This is a genomic window from Sphaerotilus sp. (assembly GCF_031429695.1).
Taxonomy (GTDB): domain Bacteria; phylum Pseudomonadota; class Gammaproteobacteria; order Burkholderiales; family Burkholderiaceae_C; genus Sphaerotilus.
Genome location: NZ_JANPAB010000002.1, coordinates 1 through 18849, shown reverse-complemented (window position 1 = coordinate 18849; position 18849 = coordinate 1). Strand labels below are relative to the sequence as shown.

General features: G+C 67.8%; 18 protein-coding genes. 13 read left to right on the top strand and 5 right to left on the bottom strand.

Going from position 1 to position 18849, the window contains the following annotated elements; genetic code table 11:
- Positions 1 to 4: 4 nt before the first annotated feature.
- Together RMP06_RS00155 and RMP06_RS00150 are read right to left on the bottom strand one after the other, a co-directional pair.
- A complete protein-coding gene (locus RMP06_RS00155) occupies positions 5 to 1318 on the bottom strand; it encodes a tryptophan--tRNA ligase (protein WP_310459750.1) in 1314 nt (437 codons plus the stop codon).
- Positions 1319 to 1379: 61 nt separating this feature from the next.
- Positions 1380 to 2321: a DnaJ C-terminal domain-containing protein gene (locus RMP06_RS00150; protein WP_310459749.1), complete on the bottom strand. Its 942-nt coding sequence runs from the start codon at positions 2319 to 2321 to the stop codon at positions 1380 to 1382.
- A 128-nt stretch (positions 2322 to 2449) separates the two neighbouring features.
- Between RMP06_RS00150 and RMP06_RS00145 the strand changes: the two genes are divergently transcribed.
- A complete protein-coding gene (locus RMP06_RS00145) occupies positions 2450 to 2857 on the top strand; it encodes a hypothetical protein (RefSeq protein WP_310459748.1) in 408 nt (135 codons plus the stop codon).
- A 3-nt stretch (positions 2858 to 2860) separates the two neighbouring features.
- Here RMP06_RS00145 and RMP06_RS00140 read toward each other — a convergent pair whose 3' ends face one another.
- Complete coding sequence (locus RMP06_RS00140; protein WP_310459747.1) at positions 2861 to 3328, bottom strand: MaoC family dehydratase; 468 nt, start codon at positions 3326 to 3328, stop codon at positions 2861 to 2863.
- Between the two features lie 79 nt (positions 3329 to 3407).
- Between RMP06_RS00140 and RMP06_RS00135 the strand changes: the two genes are divergently transcribed.
- From RMP06_RS00135 to RMP06_RS00125, 3 genes are all read left to right on the top strand, one after another.
- Positions 3408 to 3797 (top strand): MAPEG family protein, encoded by a 390-nt coding sequence (locus tag RMP06_RS00135; RefSeq protein WP_310459746.1) that lies wholly within the window; start codon positions 3408 to 3410, stop codon positions 3795 to 3797.
- 168 nt (positions 3798 to 3965) lie between these two features.
- Positions 3966 to 5834 carry a DUF1800 domain-containing protein gene (locus RMP06_RS00130; RefSeq protein ID WP_310459745.1) on the top strand — a complete coding sequence of 623 codons (1869 nt, stop codon included), beginning with the start codon at positions 3966 to 3968 and terminating at the stop codon, positions 5832 to 5834.
- Between the two features lie 18 nt (positions 5835 to 5852).
- Positions 5853 to 7235, top strand: coding sequence for a DUF1501 domain-containing protein (locus RMP06_RS00125; RefSeq protein WP_310459744.1), 1383 nt, complete (start codon positions 5853 to 5855; stop codon positions 7233 to 7235).
- 24 nt (positions 7236 to 7259) lie between these two features.
- Here the strand turns inward: RMP06_RS00125 and mgrA are convergent, their stop codons facing one another.
- Entirely contained in the window at positions 7260 to 8300 is a 1041-nt protein-coding gene (gene mgrA, locus RMP06_RS00120) for an L-glyceraldehyde 3-phosphate reductase (protein ID WP_310459743.1), read from the bottom strand.
- Positions 8301 to 8429: 129 nt separating this feature from the next.
- Here mgrA and RMP06_RS00115 point away from each other — a divergent pair, with 129 nt between their 5' ends.
- Complete coding sequence (locus RMP06_RS00115) at positions 8430 to 9614, top strand: ATP-binding protein (protein WP_310459742.1); 1185 nt, start codon at positions 8430 to 8432, stop codon at positions 9612 to 9614.
- 293 nt (positions 9615 to 9907) lie between these two features.
- Here RMP06_RS00115 and RMP06_RS00110 read toward each other — a convergent pair whose 3' ends face one another.
- Positions 9908 to 10870 (bottom strand): LysR substrate-binding domain-containing protein, encoded by a 963-nt coding sequence (locus RMP06_RS00110; RefSeq protein WP_310459741.1) that lies wholly within the window; start codon positions 10868 to 10870, stop codon positions 9908 to 9910.
- 147 nt (positions 10871 to 11017) lie between these two features.
- On the opposite strand from RMP06_RS00110, the gene RMP06_RS00105 reads away from it, so the two are divergent.
- From RMP06_RS00105 to RMP06_RS00070, 8 genes are all read left to right on the top strand, one after another.
- A complete protein-coding gene (locus RMP06_RS00105; protein ID WP_310459740.1) occupies positions 11018 to 12010 on the top strand; it encodes a Bug family tripartite tricarboxylate transporter substrate binding protein in 993 nt (330 codons plus the stop codon).
- Positions 12011 to 12017: 7 nt separating this feature from the next.
- A complete protein-coding gene (locus RMP06_RS00100; protein WP_310459739.1) occupies positions 12018 to 13547 on the top strand; it encodes a UxaA family hydrolase in 1530 nt (509 codons plus the stop codon).
- A gap of 59 nt (positions 13548 to 13606) precedes the next feature.
- Complete coding sequence (gene hpaI / locus RMP06_RS00095) at positions 13607 to 14431, top strand: 4-hydroxy-2-oxoheptanedioate aldolase (RefSeq protein WP_310459738.1); 825 nt, start codon at positions 13607 to 13609, stop codon at positions 14429 to 14431.
- A gap of 2 nt (positions 14432 to 14433) precedes the next feature.
- Entirely contained in the window at positions 14434 to 15327 is an 894-nt protein-coding gene (locus RMP06_RS00090) for a patatin-like phospholipase family protein (protein WP_310459737.1), read from the top strand.
- Positions 15328 to 15381: 54 nt separating this feature from the next.
- The gene (locus RMP06_RS00085; RefSeq protein WP_310459736.1) at positions 15382 to 16446 is read left to right on the top strand and encodes a tartrate dehydrogenase; all 1065 of its coding nucleotides are present in this window, start codon (positions 15382 to 15384) and stop codon (positions 16444 to 16446) included.
- A gap of 78 nt (positions 16447 to 16524) precedes the next feature.
- Complete coding sequence (locus RMP06_RS00080) at positions 16525 to 16806, top strand: type II toxin-antitoxin system RelB/DinJ family antitoxin (RefSeq protein WP_310459735.1); 282 nt, start codon at positions 16525 to 16527, stop codon at positions 16804 to 16806.
- Positions 16778 to 17098, top strand: coding sequence for a type II toxin-antitoxin system YafQ family toxin (locus RMP06_RS00075; RefSeq protein ID WP_310459734.1), 321 nt, complete (start codon positions 16778 to 16780; stop codon positions 17096 to 17098). The genes RMP06_RS00080 and RMP06_RS00075 overlap by 29 nt, the downstream gene beginning before the upstream one ends.
- Positions 17099 to 17106: 8 nt before the next feature.
- Positions 17107 to 18420: an AAA family ATPase gene (locus tag RMP06_RS00070; protein WP_310459733.1), complete on the top strand. Its 1314-nt coding sequence runs from the start codon at positions 17107 to 17109 to the stop codon at positions 18418 to 18420.
- The last annotated feature ends 429 nt before the right edge of the window (positions 18421 to 18849 follow it).

Sequence of the window (18849 nt, the reverse complement as noted above, 5' to 3'; positions counted from 1 at the left end):
TGGGTCAGGTCTCGGCGGCTGCGGCGATCAGGTCCGCCAGCGCCTGCGCGACTTCCTCGGCCGCCACGCCGTCGCCCAAGGCCGCTGGTGCCTCGGCCAGTGCCGCCGCGCCCTCGGTCTTCAGCCGCTTCACCCACGCCCCCGCATCTCGCCCACCCGCAAACGCCACGCTCTGCAGCAGCACCCGCCCATCCGCCGCGGCGAGCTTGAAGTAGAACTGCCCGTCCGCCTCGCGGTACTGCTTGAACACCGCCAGCGCGGCCTTGTCCGCCTTCGCGGTCACCGCGGCGGCCACGGGCGCGGCGACCATCCGCCGCAGGCCCACCGCTTCGCGCAGCCGCTGCAGCAGCGGCGCGGCCTCGGCGCGGGCCTTGGCAGCACCGGCCATCAGGATCGCCTCCAGCTCGGCTGGCTGGGCGATCAGCTCGGCATAGCGGGTGCGCATCGGCGCGAGTTCACCGTCGATCAACTCGAACAGCCGCTGCTTGGCGTCGCCCCAGCCCACGCCGGCGACCAGTTCGGCACGGAAAGCGGCGTTCTGCGCGGGCGTGCCGAACGCCTCGTACAGCGTCACGAGTGCCGAGCTGTCCGGGTCTTTTGGCTCGCCCGGCAGCTTCGAGTCGGTGACGATGCGGGCGATCGCGTCCTTGAGCGTCTTCGATCCGCCTTCGAACAGCGGGATCGTGTTGTCGTAGCTCTTGCTCATCTTGCGCCCGTCCAGACCGGGCAGCAGTGCCATCTCGGCCTCGATCACCGCCTCGGGCAGCACGAAGAAGTCCGTGCCTTTGCCGTAGAGGTGGTTGAAGCGCTGCGCCACGTCGCGGGCCATCTCGATGTGCTGCACCTGGTCGCGGCCGACCGGGATCTGGTGCGCGTTGAACATCAGGATGTCGGCGGCCATCAGGATCGGGTAGCTGAACAGGCCCATCGTGATGCCGGCGTCCACGTCCTCGCCGGCAGCCGTGTTCGCGTCCGCGGCGGCCTTGTAGGCGTGGGCCCGGTTCATCTGGCCCTTGGCGGTGACGCAGGTCAGCAGCCAGGTCAGCTCGGGGATCTCGGGGATGTCGCTCTGCCGGTACAGCGTGACGCGCTCGGGATCAAGCCCGGCGGCCAGCCACGTCGCGGCCAGCTCCAGCCGCGAGCGCTCGATGCGCGTCGGGTCGTCGCACTTGATCAGCGCGTGGTAGTCGGCGAGGAAGAAGAAGCTCTCGACATCGGTCCGGCGGCTGGCCACGACGCAGGGGCGGATCGCGCCGACGTAGTTGCCGAGGTGGGGGGTGCCGGTGGTGGTGATGCCGGTCAGGACGCGGGTGGACATGGTGGGCGGGCGCAGATGAAAGCCCGATTGTGACCGGACCCCCGGTGCCGGCCCCGTCCGTTCAAGCCTCCAGCGCAGGGCGGGGCTGGTAGTGCGCGAAGGCCTGCGCCATCGCCTGGTAGGCCTGCCGCTCGGCCTCGGTGCTGGCCGGTGGCAGGGTGATGCGCAGCACGGCGTAGAGGTCGCCCGGCGGGTGGCCGGGCAGGCCGCGGCCCTTGAGGCGCAGCCGGCGCCCCGGCGTCGAGCCGGGCGGGATGGTGAGCTGGACGTCGCCTTCCGGCGTGGGCGCGGTGACGGTCGCGCCGAGCACGGCTTCCCAGGGGGCGGTCGGCAGATCGACCTGCACATCGCGGCCTTCGACGCGGAACAGCGCATGCGCCTGCAGCGTGATGTCCAGGTACAGATCGCCCGCTGCCGCGCCGGCCTCACCCGGCTCGCCCTGGCCCGCCAGCCGCAGGCGTTGCCCGGGGCGCACGCCCTTCGGGATGTCCACCTCCAGGTGCCGCGTCTGCAGCGAGGCCCGCCCCACCGCATCGACCACGGGCATCTGCAGCGAGACGGTGCGCCGGGCGCCGTGGTAGCTGTCGAGCAGCGCGATCTCGATGCTGGCGTGGTGGTCGCGGCCGGGGACCGGTTCGCGGTGGCGCGGTCCTTCGCGGCGTCGGGAGCGCCCGGCCGCCCGGGCGAACAGCGCCTCGAAGGCGTCTTCCTGGGTCTGCGCATCAGCGGCGGTCTGTGCGTAGGCGCGGTCCAGCGCGTGCTGGCGCCAGGCTTCGTCGTGGGCGGCGCGGCGGTCGGTGTCAATCAAGGCTTCGTGGGCCTCGGCGGCCGCCATGAACTGCGCCTGCGCGTTCGGCTCCTGGCTGACATCGGGGTGGAATTTGCGCGCCAGCTTGCGGTAGGCGTGCCGGATCTCGTCGTGGGTGGCGGTGCGGGGCACGCCGAGGGTGGCGTAGTGGTCCTTGGGGCCGGTGGCCGCCTCGGAAGAGCTGGCGTGCGTCATGCGGTGTGGAGAGGTTCGTGTCGGCCCGTTGTAGCGGCGTCGGTGGACGGTGTCTGTTCGTCATCGCACAGACCCGCCGCGCGCGCCGGGCGCACGCTGGGTGCCTCCCCACCTGACCGGACCTCACCATGCCCATGCCCACGGATGCCGCCAAGCCCGTTCTTCACGCCGTGGTCCGCACGGACCACCAGCAGGCCCAGGTGCCGCGCTTCGACGAGACGCAGGTGCAGACGCAGACCGTGCACCGGCACGCCTACACCACCGCGCAGCACAAGAGCGGCGTGCGTTCGGAGCACGAGTTCTTCGGCGCCGTCTGCGACGCGCTCGACGGCATCGCGCAGGTGCTGGTCACGGGCACACACACCGCGCTGACCGACTTCCGCCACTACGCCGACAAGCACCGCCCGCAGCTCGCCACGCACCTCGTCGGCTATGAAGCGGTGGACCACCCGACCGATCCCCAGCTGGTGGCGCTGGCGCGGGCGTTCTTCCAGCGCCAGGACCGGCTGGATGGCGACGGCATGCTCAGGGTGTGATCCTCACAGGGGATAGCGGCGCGACACCGATTCGGCCACGCACACCGGCTTGTCGGCACCGTCGCGTTGCACGGTCGCTTCCACGGTGACTTGCCAGCCCCCCTCGATCGGCTCGCACGCCAGCAGCCGGAACACGCCGCGCACGCGGCTGTCCACCGGCAGCGGCGCGGGGAAGCGCACCTTGTTCAGCCCGTAGTTGATGCTCATGCGCAGATTCGGGATGTCGAAGGCGTTTTCGCCCATCCACGACAGCAGCGACAGCGTCAGGAAACCGTGCGCAATGGTGCGGCCGAAGGGGCCGGCTGCCGCGAGCTCCTGGTCGATGTGGATCCACTGCAGGTCGTTGGTGGCGTGGGCGAAGGCGTCGATGCGGGCCTGGTCGATGTGCAGCCAGGGGCTGGTGCCGAGCACTTCGCCGACGCGGCCAGGCAGGGTGGACAGCGGGAGGGCCGGGATGTCGTGGGTGGGCATGTCGAATCCTTGGGAGGGGGCGCCATGATAGGCAGGGCGTGTGTAGTACGCTGGTTTGCTCCCACCCATTAGGACTCCCATGCCCTGGATCGACCTCGTCACATGCCTTGCCCTCGTGCAGTACCTCGTTTTTGGCGCGCTCGTCGGCCGTGCCCGCGGGCAGTACGGCGTCAAGGCCCCCGCCACCACTGGCAACGAACTGTTCGAGCGCCATTACCGCGTGCAGATGAACACGCTGGAGCTGCTGGTGGTGTTCGTGCCGGCGCTGTGGATGGCGGCGAAATACTGGTCGCCGACCGCGATGGCCGCCGTGGGCGCGGTCTACCTGATCGGCCGGATCCTCTACCAGCGGGCCTACACGCGCGCGCCAGCGCAGCGCTCGCTGGGCTTCATGCTGAGCATCGTGCCGGTAGCGGTGCTGCTGGTGGCAGTGCTCGCGGGTGCGGCCCGCGCTGCGCTGGCGGGGTGACGCAGCCGCCGATCTGCCAATTCCGACACGAACTGCCGCACACCCCCTGAACAGAGGGGGCAAGAATCGCCTAGCGTTCGCCCATAGGCTGCGGGTTGGTCCCCGATGTTGCCGACAATGCAAATACTGGCCACCACCGAGTGGCCTCCCTTTTGGACGGAGCAGATCGTGTTGCAACGACCCCGGCACCTTGGTGGCCGTATTTCCCTGTGGGCCGCGGGGGCCCTGGCGGCCCTTTCGACCGTGTTCAGTGCGCCCGCTGCAGCGCAAGGCACGACCTTCGTGCTCGACGGATTGACCTACACCAGCGCGGCCTGTGCGCCCGAATGGGGCAGCTGCCGCTTCACCGGCACGCGCCGCGTGGCCTACGGTGTCGGTACGCAGTGGGTCTACCGCTATGCCACCGGCAGCCAGGACTGCAACAGCCCCGCCTTTGGCAAGGACCCGGCGTTCGGCAAGAAGAAGGCCTGCTACGCCACCGCCTCGACGGTGCTGATCCCGCCGACCTCGCCGTACCCGGCCCCGCTGACCACCGCGCAGAAGCAGACCGCCCGGCTGCTCAACCAGGCCACCTGGGGTGCGACCGCGACCGAGATCGCCCGCGTCTCGGCGATGACGCCCACCGCCTGGATCGACGAACAGCTCGCCAGGCCGCTGACCACGCCGAGCCACTTCGACTATGTGGCGATGAAAGGTCCGCTGGGCACCTCCGAGTTCATCAACGCCTTCATGGAGAGCTTCTGGTCGCAGGCCGCCACCGGCCCGGACCAGCTGCGCCAGCGCATGACCTTCGCGCTGTCGGAGATCTTCGTCACCAGCGCCATCAACAGCGCCATCGACACGCAGCCGGCTGCCCACGCCGCCTACCACGACCTGCTGGCCCGCAACGCCTTCGGCAACTACCGCCAGTTGCTCGAAGACGTGTCGCTCAGTCCGGCGATGGGCAAGTACCTCTCGCACATGAACAACCAGAAGGAGGACACCGCCACGGGTCGCCTGCCGGACGAGAACTATGCGCGCGAGGTGATGCAGCTCTTCAGCATCGGGCTGTGGATGCTCAACCAGGACGGCTCCCGCAAGCTCGACGCCACCGGCAACCCGATCCCCACCTACGGCATCCCCGAGGTGATGGGCATGGCCAAGGTCTTCACCGGCTGGACCTTCAACGGCGTGCAGGCCTGGAACGCGCCGATGATGAACAACCCGGCGATCACCTCGACGTCGGTCAAGAACATCGTCAACGGCGTCACCATCCCGGCCGGCACCGGCGGTGCGGCCTCGCTGAAGATCGCCCTCGACACGCTGGCCAACCACCCGAACGTCGCGCCCTTCATGAGCGAGCAGCTCATCAAGCGCTTCGTCACCAGCAACCCGAGCCGCGCCTACGTCGGCCGGATCGCCGCGGTCTGGACCAACAACGGCAAGGGCGTGCGCGGTGACCTGGGCGCGGTGGTCAAGGCCATCCTGCTCGACACCGAAGCCCGCAGCGACGCCAACCTCACCAGCACGACCTACGGCAAGCTGCGCGAGCCGATGCTGCGCTTCGGCCACTGGCTGCGCGCATTCAATGCCAAGCCCACGGACGGCGTCTGGACGATCTGGAACCTGGAAGACCCGGTGACCAGCCTCGGCCAGAACCCGCAGCGCTCGCCCAGCGTCTTCAACTTCTTCCGGCCGGACTACGCCCCACCGGGGCCGATCCTGGCGGGAGGCCTGACGGCGCCCGAGTTCCAGATCACCCACGAGACCACGCTCACCGGGTACAGCAACTTCATGTCCTACGCCAGCGAGCGTGGCTTCGGCGGCAAGATCATGCCGGTCTATGCGCCCTACGAAGCCATCGCCGACAACGCCGAGACGCTGCTGAGCCGCCTCAACATCGAGTTGATGGCCGGCCAGATGAGCGATGCCACCAAACAGACCATCACCAACGTGATGAACACGCTGCCGGTGACGCTGCCCAACGCGCGCAAGCTGCGCGTCTGGCAGGCGGTCTTCCTGGTGATGACCTCACCCGAATACGTGGTTCAACGCTGAGAGTCGACGGACACCGCCATGACCTATCTGCACAAGCAACTGGCCCGTCGGGATTTCCTGCGCCGGGCCGCGATCACCACCGCCTATGCCGGCACCCCGTTTGCCGCCACCCTGGGCACCTTCGGTGAAGTCGCCGCCCAGACCGCCACCGACTACAAGGCGCTGGTCTGCATCTTCCTGTTCGGCGGCAACGACCAGAGCAACACCGTCGTGCCCTACCAGAGCGCGGCCTACGCCAGCTACCAGGCCGCCCGTCCGGCCATCGCGCTGGGGCAGTCCGAACTGCTGCAGCTCAACCTGGCCGGGTTTGCCGGTCCGCAGCTGGGCCTCAACCCGTCATTCGCCTCGCTCAAGCCGCTGGTGGACGCGGGCCAGTGCGCGCTCATGGCCAATGTCGGCACGCTGGCCTACCCGACCACGCTGACCGAGTACAGGAACAAGACCGTCCAGACGCCGCTGGGCTTGTTCTCGCACTCGGACCAGCAGGCCTCGTGGCAGTCCGGCCTGCCGACCAAGGGCTCGGCCACCGGCTGGCTGGGCCGTGTGGCCGACCTCACCTCCAGCGCCTACAACCCGGGCGCGGCCGTCTCGATGTGCATGTCCCTGGGCGGCAACAACCTGATCCAGGCAGGCAATTCGGTGGTGCAGTACCAGGTCACGACCAGCGGCCCGGTGGTGATCGACACCATGGACGCGACCCACTGGCGCTACAACGCCGAGATGGCTGCGGCCATGAACACGCTCATCACCCAGCCACGCGCCAACATGCTGGAGCAGGCCTACAACACCGTGGGCACCCGCGCCATCGCCACCGGCCAGGTTGCCAAGAGTGCGCTGGCCGCGGCGCCGGCCATTTCCACGGTCTTTCCGGCCGGAGGTCTGGCAGCGCAACTGCGTATGGTGGCCCGCCTGATCTCGGCCCGCAACGCGCTGGGCCACAAGCGGCAGGTCTACTTTGTCTCTCAGGGTGGCTATGACTTCCACGACATGCTGGTCGAGAACCAGGGCCTGCGCCTGAAGGAGCTGTCCGACGCAATGGCCGCGTTCTATGCGGCCACGGTGGAAATGGGCGTGGCCAACAGCGTCACGGCCTTCACGGCCTCGGACTTCGGACGCGGGCTGCAGTCCAACGGGCGCGGCTCGGACCACGGCTGGGGCAGCCACCACTTCATCCTGGGCGGGGCCGTCAAGGGCAACAAGCTCTACGGGCAGTGGCCGACCGTCGCGCTGGGTGGACCGGAAGACCTGGGGCAGGGCCGCTTGGTGCCCACCACCTCGGTGGACCGCTATGCGGCGACGCTGGCGACCTGGTTCGGCGTGCCGGCGGCGAGCCTGCCGACCGTGCTGCCCAACGTGACCCGCTTCGCCACGGCGGCGAACGCGGGCCTGGGCTTTCTCTGACGCCCAGGCTGGCGCGGGGCTGACTCAGGCCCAGTCGCTGCTTGGTGCCCGCCACAGATCGACGCCGCCTTCGCTGGCGTGGCGGTCGATCTCGGCGAGTTCCTCGGTGCTGAAGGCCAGGTTCTGCAGCGCGGCGACGTTCTCGCGGATCTGCGCCACGCTGCTGGCGCCGATCAGCGTCGTCGTCACGCGCGGATCGCGCAGCACCCAGGCCAGCGCCATCTGCGCCAGCGACTGGCCACGCCGCTGCGCAATGCCGTTCAGCGCCCGCACCTTGGCGAGGTTCTCCGGCGACAGATGTTCGCGTGACAGCGAGCCGCCGCCCGGCCGGTTGATGCGCGCCTCGGCGGGAATGCCGTTCAGGTACTTGTCCGACAGCACGCCCTGCGCCAGCGCCGTGAAGGTGATGCAGCCCATGCCTTCGTTTGCCAGCGTGTCGAGCAGGCCGCGCTCGATCAGCCGGTTCAGCAGGTTGTAGCTCGGCTGGTGGATCAGCAGCGGCACCTTGTACTCGCGCAGCAGTTGCGCCATCTCCGCCGTCTTGCGCGGCGAGTACGACGAGATGCCGACGTACAGCGCCTTGCCCTGCTGCACGGCGGTCGCCAGCGCACCGGCCGTTTCCTCCAGCGGCGTGTCGGCGTCGAAGCGGTGCGAGTAGAAGATGTCCACGTAGTCGGTGCCGAGGCGCTTGAGGCTCTGGTCGAGGCTCGCCAGCACGTACTTGCGCGAGCCGCCGCCCTGGCCGTAGGGGCCGGGCCACATGTCCCAGCCGGCCTTGCTGGAGATGACCAGCTCGTCGCGGTAAGGCTTCAGATCCTCGCGCAGCAGGCGGCCGAAGTTCGTCTCGGCGCTGCCGTAGGGCGGGCCGTAGTTGTTGGCGAGATCGAAGTGGGTGATGCCGAGGTCGAAGGCGGTGGTCACCATCTCGCGCTGCAGGCTGAGCGGTGTCGTGTCGCCGAAGTTGTGCCACAGGCCCATCGACAGGGCGGGCAGTTTCAGGCCGCTGCGACCGCAGAAGCGGTAGGGCATGGTGTCGTAGCGGGTGGGGGCAGGGGTCCAGGGCATGGCAACTCCGAGTGGCTGGTGGCGCGGGCAGCATAGCCAGCTTTTACTTCCTATGAAAAGCTAAGGTAGTCTATGCTGTTTAGCTTAGACTTTCATATCGAATGATAGACGCATGACGCTGGAGTGACCATGGACCCCGTAAGAAACCCTTTTGCGCCTGGCGCTGGCAGCCGACCGCCGGAACTTGCGGGTCGGGAATCCATACTCGACGACGCCCATGTTGCCGTGCAGCGCGCGTTGTTGGGCAAGCCCAGCAGGTCGCAAATGTTGCTGGGCTTGCGGGGGGTCGGCAAGACGGTGCTCCTCAATAAAATCGAAGAGCTGGCCGAGAACGCTGGGCATTTGACCTCGTCGATTGAAGCGCCAGAAGGCAAATCACTGAGTGAGCTGCTGGTGCCAAAGATCAACCAGGTACTCCGCAAGCTCTCGACGAGCGAGAAAGCGAAGGTGAAGGCCCATCAGGCACTGCGGGCACTGCGGTCCTTTGCGTCGGTCTTCCACCTGTCGTATGGAGATCTTTCCATTTCGGTGGATCCAGAGGTCGGGGTTGCCGACAGCGGAGACATCGAAAGCGACCTGCCGGAGCTGTTTGTGCGTGTCGGCGAGGCGGCCAGGGCGGCTGGCAAAGCCTGGACGCTGCTGATCGACGAGGTGCAGTACCTGCGCACGGGCGACTTGGCTGCGCTGATCGTGGCGTTGCACAAGGTCAGCCAGAAGGATCTGCCGGTGCTGTTCTTCGGGGCGGGCTTGCCACAGGTCGCCGCGCTGTCTGGCGACGCCAAATCGTATGCGGAGCGGCTGTTCCATTATCCGGCGGTGGGGCCGTTGCTGAGCGATGACGCCAAGACCGCCATCAGGCAACCTGTCGAAGACGAAGGAGAACGCATCAGTGACGACGCACTGGACGAGATCGTGCTGAAAACGCAAGGCTATCCGTACTTTCTTCAAGAATGGGGCTATCAATGCTGGAATATCGCGCAGGGTCCGCAGATCGATTTGTGCGACGCTGCGCAAGCCGCCACAGAGGCCACCCGGCGCCTGGATGATGGATTCTTCAAGGTGCGGTTTGATCGGCTGACGCCCAAGGAGCGCGAGTATGTGATCGCCATGGCGCAGCTTGGTGCTGGCCCCTACCGGTCATCCGACATCGCGGCCGCCTTGAATGAAACGCACCAGAGTCTGGGCCCTCGCCGGTCGCAGATCATCAGCAAAGGCATGATCTACAGTCCATCGCATGGCGATATTGCCTTCACTGTTCCCATGTTCAATGAATACCTGATGCGCAACTACGTCGGGAAGAGCGGAAAGGCGTAGCTCGCCGCCGCATGGCCTCGCGGACAGCCGTTTGGGGCGGCTTTGTTGCACAACTGCTCCGAGGGTGAGTTTCCCCTGACCCCAGACGGAGTTCCACCACAGGCCGCGTCGCCGGGGTGACCAGCAGCGAGCGCCGGTCCGAGCTGTTCCTGACCGCCTCCGAGATCCACGCAGGCTGGAGCGCGCCGCCATCGCCCAACTGGTGCGAAAGGACAACCGAGGCAAGGTTGTCACGCGGGGAATGCTGACAGCCTGTTCGCCGGCTACCCGGAACTGCACGGCCACCTGATCGGTCAGCCCGCTGCGGCCAGCCCTGCATCCTGAGCCACCGCCCGCAGACACGCCACCATCTGCCCGCTCGCCGGTGTCAGCTCCCGCCCCGCCAGCGTGATGATCCCCACCGGCGGCAGCTCGATCGGCACCGCCACCGGCAGGGCCACCGCCAGCCCCTCGCGCTCCAGCGCCTGCGCCACCCCCCGCGCCACGAACGCCAGCGCCCCCCGCTCGCGCAGGAAGGTCAGCGTCACCAGGAACGACGCCGACTCGATCAGGTCGGTGGGCGGGTGGCGGCCGTGGCGGTAGAAGAGCTGGTTGAGCTTGACCCGCGACGACGCCCACGCCGGCGGCACCACCCACGGCGCGGCGGCCAGCGCGTCCCAGTCCGTGGCACCGTCGGCACCACAGCGGGTCAGCGCATGGTCCGGCCGGCAGGCGATCACCATCGGCTCGTCCACCCGCAGCACCTCGGTGCGTAGGTCCGGCGCCGCATATCCCGGCTCCAGCCGCCCGACGATCAGGTCCAGCTCCCCCACGCGCAGCCGGGGCAGCAGCCGCGTCAGGTCGCCTTCCTCGATGACGACGCGGGTCTGGCTCGACTGCGCCTTCAGCCGCACCACCGCCCTGGTGAGCAATTCCGGCATGGCGACCACCATCGCGCCCACGCTCACCCGCCCGGCCGCGCCGCTGGCGATGGCTGCGATGTCGTCCTGCGTGCGGTCGTACTCGGCCAGCACGGCGCGGGCGAAGCGCACGACGGTCTGGCCGTAGTCGGTCGGCTCGGTGCCGCGGGTCGAGCGGTTGAACAGCGCCAGCCCGAACAGGCGCTCGATCTCGGCCAGCGTCTTCGACACCGCCGGCTGCGTCAGCGACAGGAACTCGGCGGCGCGGCCGAGGTGGCGGAACTGGTCGAGTGCCACCAGCAGTTGCAGGTGGCGCAGTTTCAGGTTGGAGCGCAGCACGCGGTCGAGGTGGAGCATGGTCGGGGTTCCTTCACGGCAGCTTCATGCCATTTTGCGCATGAAGACAGTCCAGTTATTCATTGGACTGGCATGGAGTGGCTTCCAACAATGCAGACGCTCGAACCCCCAAGAACCCAAGAACCCAAGACCGACAGGAGACAAACCATGACCTTCGCCCTCCAACGCCGCGATTTCCTGCGGGGTGCCGCCAGCCTCGGCGCCACGCTCGTCCTGCCCGCTGGACCTGCCCTTGCCGCCGAATTCCCCGAGCGCCCGATCACCTTCATCTGCCCGTGGCCGGCGGGCGGCACGGCGGACGCGACGATGCGTGCCCTGTGCAGCGCCGCCGCGAAGGTGCTCGGCCAGACCGTCGTCGTCGAGAACAAGGCCGGCGCGTCGGGGATGCTCGGCCTGAAGGCGATGGTCTCGGCGAAACCGGATGGCTACACGATCGGGCAGGTGCCGATCTCGGTCACACGCTTCTCGCAGCTCGGCTCGGTGCAGATCGACCCGCTGAAAGACCTGACCTACCTGGCGCGCACGTCGGGCCAGACCTTCGGCATCGCGGTGCGCAGCGAGGCGCCGTGGAAGACGCTCAAGGAGTTCGTCGCCGCCGCCAAGGCGCAGCCGGGCCGCATCACCTACGGCAGCGCCGGCATCGGTGGCGCCACGCACGTCGGCATGGAGGAGTTCGCCCACGCCGCCGGGGCGCAGTTCAACCACATCCCGTACAAGGGCGGGGCGCCCGCGTTGCAGGATCTGCTCGGCGGGCAGGTCGATGCGCTGGCCGATTCGAGCAGTTGGGCGCCGCACGTCAAGGCGGGCAAGCTGCGGCTGCTGGCGACCTGGGGAGAAAAACGCACGCAGGATTTCCCCGACACGCCGACGCTGCGCGAGCAGGGCTTCGATGTCGTGGTGGACGCGCCCAACGGCATCGCCGCGCCGAAGGGGCTGGATCCTGCCGTCGAGAAGCGCCTGCGCGACGCCTTCCGCGTCGCCGCCGCCAGCCCGGAGTTCACGGGCGCGTGTGACAAGATCGACGCCCCGCTGATGTACCTCGACGGCCCGGACTACGCGCAGTACATCGCCGCCATGTTCCGCCGCGAGACGGCGCTGATCGAGCGGCTGAAGCTGCGCGACCTGATGGCCAAGGGTTGACCATTCGATGACACCCTCCCAGTCCCCGCTGATCCGTCTGCACCCGGCCGACAACGTGCTGGTCGTGCGCCACCCGCTCGCGCTCGGCCAGGTCTTGCCCGAGTTCGGCCTGAAGGTGAAGGCGCAGGTGCCCGCCGGCCACAAGCTCGCCGCCCGCGACATCGCGCAGGGCGAGCGCATCACGAAATACAACGTGGTCATCGGCGCAGCCACCCGCGACATCACGGCGGGCGAACACGTCCACGGCCACAACCTCGCGCTGGTGGACGAGTACCGCGACCCCAGCTTCGGCTTGGACGTGCGGCCGGTGGACTATGTGCCGGAGGCCGAGCGGGCGCAGTTCCTCGGCATCAAACGCCCGGATGGCCGCGTGGCGACGCGCAACTTCATCGGTCTGCTCAGCTCGGTGAACTGCTCGGCCACCGCCATCCACCGCATCGCCGCGCACTTCACGCCCGAGCGGCTGGCCGCGTACCCGAACGTCGATGGCGTCGTTGCCTTCGCGCAGACCAGCGGCTGCGGCATGTCCAGCCCGAGCGAGCACTTCGACCTGCTGCGCCGCACGATCGCCGGCTATGCGCGCCACCCGAACCTGGCCGGCGTCCTCATCGTCGGCCTGGGCTGCGAGCGCAACCAGGTGGCCGACCTGCTGGTGTCGCAGGGGCTGGAGGAAGGCCCGCTGCGGCGCGGCTTCGTCATGCAGGACAGCGGCGGCACGACGGCCACGATCGCGGCCGGCATCGCGGCGATCGAGGCGATGCTGCCGCTGGCCAACGACGTGCGGCGCGAGCCGGTCAGCGCAGCGCACCTGAAGATCGGGCTGGAGTGCGGCGGCTCGGACGGCTTCTCCGGCATCAGCGCCAACCCCGCCCTGGGCGCAGCGATGGACCTGCTCGTGCGCCACGGCGGCACCGCGATCCTGTCGGAGACGCCGGAGATCCACGGCGTCGAGTTCATGCTGACGCGCCGCGCCGTGAGCGAGGCGGTCGGGCAAAAGCTGCTGGACCGGCTGGCGTGGTGGGCCGAGTACACGCGCGGCCACAACGCGCAGTTCAACGGCGTGGTCGGCGCCGGCAACCAGGCGGGCGGCCTGGCCAACATCTTCGAGAAGTCGCTCGGCTCGGCGATGAAGGGCGGCACGACGCCGCTGGTCGAGGTCTACCGCTACGCCGAGCCGATCGACCGCGCCGGCTTCGTCTTCATGGATTCGCCCGGCTACGACCCGGTGGCGGTGACGGGCCAGATCGCCAGCGGCGCCAACCTGATCTGCTTCACCACCGGGCGCGGCTCGATGTTCGGCAGCAAGCCCGCGCCGACGATCAAGCTGGCGAGCAACACCCCGATGTTCGAGCGCCTGCGCGACGACATGGACCTCAACTGCGGCGCCGTGATCGACGGAGAATGCGACATCGACGAGATGGGGCGGCGCATCTTCGCCCACCTGCTGCGCACCGCCTCGGGTGAGCGCACGCGCAGCGAAGTGCTCGGCCTGGGCGACCACGAGTTCGTGCCGTGGCACCTGGGCATCGTGAGCTGAGACACCCGCACCACACGCACTGCACGCACCGCACCACCCGACATTGGAGACCAACCACGATGACCTTCGCCCACCCCGACACCCAGTTCGGCAACCCCTTCCAGCACGCCCTGCGCCACGGCCCGGCCCAGGTCGGCCTGTGGCTTTCGCTCGCCAACGACTACGCGGCCGAGGTCTGCGCCACCGCCGGTTTCGACTGGGTGCTGATCGACGGCGAGCACGCGCCCAACGACGTGCGCAGCGTGCTGGCGCAGTTGCAGGCCGTGGCGCCGTACCGCTCGCACCCGGTGGTGCGCATCGTCCAGGGCGACGCGGCCGTGATCAAGCAGATGCTCGACATCGGCGTGCGCACGCTGCTGGTGCCGATGGTGGACACCGCCGAGCAAGCCGCCGCGCTGGTCTCGGCGATGCGCTACCCGCCCGAGGGCACCCGCGGCGTCGGCGCAGCGGTGGCGCGGGCCTCGCGCTGGAATGCCCGCACCGACTACCTCGCCAAGGCCAACGACGAGGTCTGCCTGATCGTGCAGGCCGAGTCGGTCACGGCGCTGCAGAACCTGGAGGCGATCTGCGCGGTCGAGGGCGTCGAGGGGGTGTTCATTGGCCCGGCGGATCTGGCTGCGTCGATGGGCCACCGTGGCAATCCCGGCCATCCGGAGGTGCAGGCTGCGATCGACGGCGCGATCCACACGATCCAGTCCTGCGGCAAGGCGGCCGGCACGTTGACCGGCGACCCGGCGATGGGCAGGCACTACCTGTCGCTCGGCGCCCGCTTCGTCGCCGTCGGCATCGACGTGTCGCTGCTGGCGCAGGCGACGCGCAAGCTGGCGCGGGAGTTCGGGCTGGGCACTGGCCCGGTGGCGGCGCCGTCGTCCGGCCCTTATTGACCATGCAACCTGAAGCGTACCGTTCGACGCCCTGTTGGGCCGACTTGTCAACGCTGGCGCTGGCGGGGGGTGGCAACCGCTGCTGGTGGCAGGCCGGCGCCATCAGTCACCTGATGGAAGAAGGCTGGGTGCTGCCGACACAATGGATTGGCACCAGTGCCGGGGCAGCGATCGCGGTGGCCTGTCTGACCACCGGGCCACAGACTGCGCTCGACGCCTGCAAGGCGTTGTACGGCCGGACCGCCAGAATCTTCCACTGGGACAAGCTGTTGCAGGGTCGCTTCGAGTTCGTGCACCAGACCGTCTACCCCGCTTGGCTGGATGCGTTCGTGAACGACGAGACGTTTGATGTGCTGCGGAAGTCTGGCGCGTCGCTGCGGGTGGCGGTGACGCGGCCATCGCGCCTGCTGGGACTCGGCGCGAGTGTGTTGCTGGGCACGCTGGCGCATGTCGTGGACAAGCAGGTCTGGCACAGCATCCATCCACGACTCCCCGGCCACCTGGGATTGCGCCAGGAGTTCATCGACATCTCGCACTACAGCGATGCCGCTGACGCGCACCGCGTGCTGCTGGCTGCGGCAGCAGCACCGCCGATCATGGCGGCGGTCAACGTGCAGGGCGCCTATGCGTTCGACGGCGGCTACACCGACAACGCGCCGATCCCTGAACAGACGCTGGCCCAACGACAAGGCACGCTGGTGATGCTCACGCGGCACTACCCTTCGCGGCCACCGCTGTTCCGATGGCGTGAGCGCCTCTACTGGCAGCCCAGTCAACCTGTGCCGGTTTCCACGTGGGACTGCACGGCTGGGACCACGGTGGACCAAGCCTTCCAATTGGGCAGAGCCGATGCGGCCAGAGCCACGCAGCTTGGATGGCTGACGTCGCATGGCTGATCTCTGTGCCTTGTCTTTTGCCTTCTTCGCCTTCCTCTGAACCACGGACTCCCCATGAACAAACGTTATCGCATCGCCGTCATCCCCGGCGACGGCATCGGCAAGGAAGTGATGCCCGAGGGCCTGCGCGCACTGCAGGCCGCGTCGCAGCGCTTCGGCTTCGAACTCGACCTGCACCCGATCGAATGGGCCAGTTGCGACTGGTACCAGCAGCACGGCGAGATGATGCCCGCCGACTGGAAGGCGCAGCTCCAGGGCATGGACGCGATCCTGTTCGGCGCGGTCGGCTGGCCGGCGATCGCGCCGGACCACGTCTCGCTGTGGGGTTCGCTGCTGAAGTTCCGCCGCGAGTTCGACCAGTACATCAACCTCCGGCCGGCGCGGCTGTTCGAGGGCGTGCCATGTCCGCTGGCCGGGCGCAAGGCGGGCGACATCGACATGCTGATCGTGCGCGAGAACACCGAGGGCGAGTACACCAACCTCGGCGGCACGATGTACGCCGGCACCGAGCGCGAGATCGTGATCCAGGAGTCGGTGTTCAGCCGCTTCGGCGCCGACCGGGTGCTGAAGTACGCCTTCGAGATGGCCGCGAGCCGCCCGCGCCGGCACCTGACGGTGGCGACCAAGAGCAACGGCATCGCGCTGAGCATGCCGTGGTGGGATGGCCGCGCCGACGCGATGCACCAGAGTTATCCACAGGTGACTGTGGATAAACAGCACATCGACATCCTCACCGCCCGCTTCGTGCTGCAGCCGCAACGCTTCGACGTGGTGGTGGCGACCAACCTGTTCGGCGACATCCTGAGCGACCTCGGCCCGGCCTGCACCGGCACGATCGGGCTGGCGCCGTCCGCCAACCTGAACCCGGAGCGGCGCTTCCCGAGCCTGTTCGAGCCGGTGCATGGCTCGGCGCCGGACATCTACGGCCGCAACATCGCCAACCCGATCGCGATGGTGTGGTCGGCGGCGCTGATGCTCGACTTCCTCGGCGAGCGCGAGGCCCACGACGCGATCGTGCGGGCGATCGAGCAGGTGCTGGTGGACGGGCCGCGCACGCCGGACCTGGGCGGGGCGGCTTCGACGACGGCGTTGGGCGAGGCGCTGGCGGCGCGGGTGTGACCGCCAGGACCACGGGCTTGTGCTTGACGGTATCTCTTTTGAGATACAAAATCCGGACTTCCTTCCAGGAGAAAACCGATGGCCGAACACAGCTCGATGCTCCACGTCCGCGTCGATGACGACACCAAGGCGCTGGCGACCCAGGCGCTGGCGGCGATGGGCCTGTCGGTCTCCGAGGCGGTGCGGCTGTTCCTGCGCCGCGTCGTGATCGACCAGGCATTGCCGCTGGAGATGAAGGTGCCCAACGCGGAAACCCGTGCCGCGATGGAGGAGTCCCGCGCCATGCTGGCCGCTCGCCGCGCCCGTTTTGCCTCGGCCGAAGCCCTGTTCGATGACCTCGAAAAGAACAGCCGCCAGTAAGCGGGCCGCGCTGCCTCGGGCTTCGGACTATGCCCGCACGTTTCTGAAAGATTGGGAGCGGCTGTCGCGCTCTGGCCGCTACGACCTGGGGCGACTCAAGGAGGCGATGCTGCTGCTGATCGCCAACGACGCGCCGCTCGGGCCGGAATGGCTGGATCACGCGCTGAAAGGGGAGTGGGCTGATCACCGCGAATGCCACATCGGCGGGGATTTCCTGCTGATCTACCAGCTTGATGACCAGGCCATCAGTTTCGTGCGCGCTGGTACCCATGCTGACCTGTTTGGGGAATGATCACCGCCATGACCACGACTTATCGACTGGAAGCCTTGGCCTTGCACGAGGTCGGCGTCTTTGATGACGTGCGGTTCGACTTCAAGCCGATCGCCTCGGCCGAGGCGGATGCGCGCAAGGCCGAGATTCACCTGTTCACGGGGCCGAACGGGTGTGGCAAGAGCACGTTGCTGTATGCGATTGCGGGGATTTTCGAGCGGTCAATCTCGGAGGCACTGATCCAAACCCGGCTGCGCGACATACGCAACAGCAAGGTCACCTACTGGTTTGGATTTGCTGAGCATTGCTGGGGATCCTATGGGCCAAGTCATCCTGCGCCAGGCGATCCAATCGGTGTTGGCGCTGAATGGGCTGAGCGGTATCGCGCTGAAGTGCAGTCGTTTTCGACAGGTATGCACAGCCAGCGGTTTCCGTTCGCTGTGGTGGCGTACTCGGGTCAGCGCACCTTGCGCGAGGAGCCGCTCGGTGCGATCCAGCAGATCACCGTCTCGCCATTCGACGATGCCTTGTCGTTCGACCGAACCGTCCGGCCCGAACTGCTGATGCAGTGGATCGCCAACAACCGCGCCGAGTCTGCCTTGGCGCAAGCCGAGGGCAATGCTGCCGACGCCGCCACCTACGACCGCGCCCTGCAACGCATCGTCGATCTGATCCGCGATGTCTGTGACCTGGAGGTGGAGTTCCGCCTGCAACGCAAGCCGCTGGCGGTGACGCTCAAGGTCAACGGCGCCAGCGTTCCGTTCAGCGGTCTGCCCGATGGCCTGAAGTCGATCATCAGTTGGGTCGCCGACCTCGCGTTGCGGCTGGAGGCGATCCCGTGGGCGCAGCCGGGCGATCCGTTCGAGCAGCCGATCATCCTGCTGCTTGACGAGGTGGATATCCACCTGCACCCCAGATGGCAGCGCCGCATCCTGCCCGCGATCCAGAAACTGCTGCCAAACGCACAGGTCTTCGTCTCGACGCACTCGCCCTTCGTCGTCGGCTCGGTCGAGGATGCCTGGGTTTATCGCTTGCCCGAGCCGGGCACGGCGTCCGCCACACAGGTGATCGAGGGCATCCCGTCCGCAGCGGGCAAGAGCGTCGGGTTGATCCTCGACGAGGTGTTCGGCATCGCCGACGAGTTCGATGTCGAGACCGAGAAATCGTTCGACCGCTTCTACGCGCTGCGTGATGCCTTCATCGCTGCGCCGACCAGCGATCCAGCCAGTCTGCTAGGCGTGGCGGCTGAGGCGGCCGGGCGTGGCGAGGAGGTCGAACAGATCGTGTTGCGAGAGCTGCGCCAGACCAGCCGCATCACGGGCCGGGAGCTGCGCCTTGCATGAGCTGGTGCGTGCCGACGCGCCGCCTTGCCTGAGCGCACAAGCACCCGGCTGGACCGAAACCTTCGTGCAGGCACGACAGGTCAACGAGGCGGTGCGTTTCAGGTGGCCCAGCGATCCGTGTTACCAGGCGATCCGGGCCACCTTGCTCACCATGTCGGTACACCACTGCGCGTTCTGCGACGGGTTGCTGGGTCGAACCAGCCGCGAAACGGTGGAGCATTTCCAACCGAAAGCCGCCTTTCCTCAGTGCGCCTATGACTGGGGCAATCTGTACCCCTGCTGCGACGTCTGTCCTGATCTAATGATTTCGCACACACCGATAGGTGGAAATCACCTGGGCAACGAACGTGACGAACACGAAACGAAGAGTCTTTGACGCGAGCTTCAAGCTGCAGGTCGTGCAGATGATCCGGTCGCAGGGCCTGGGCA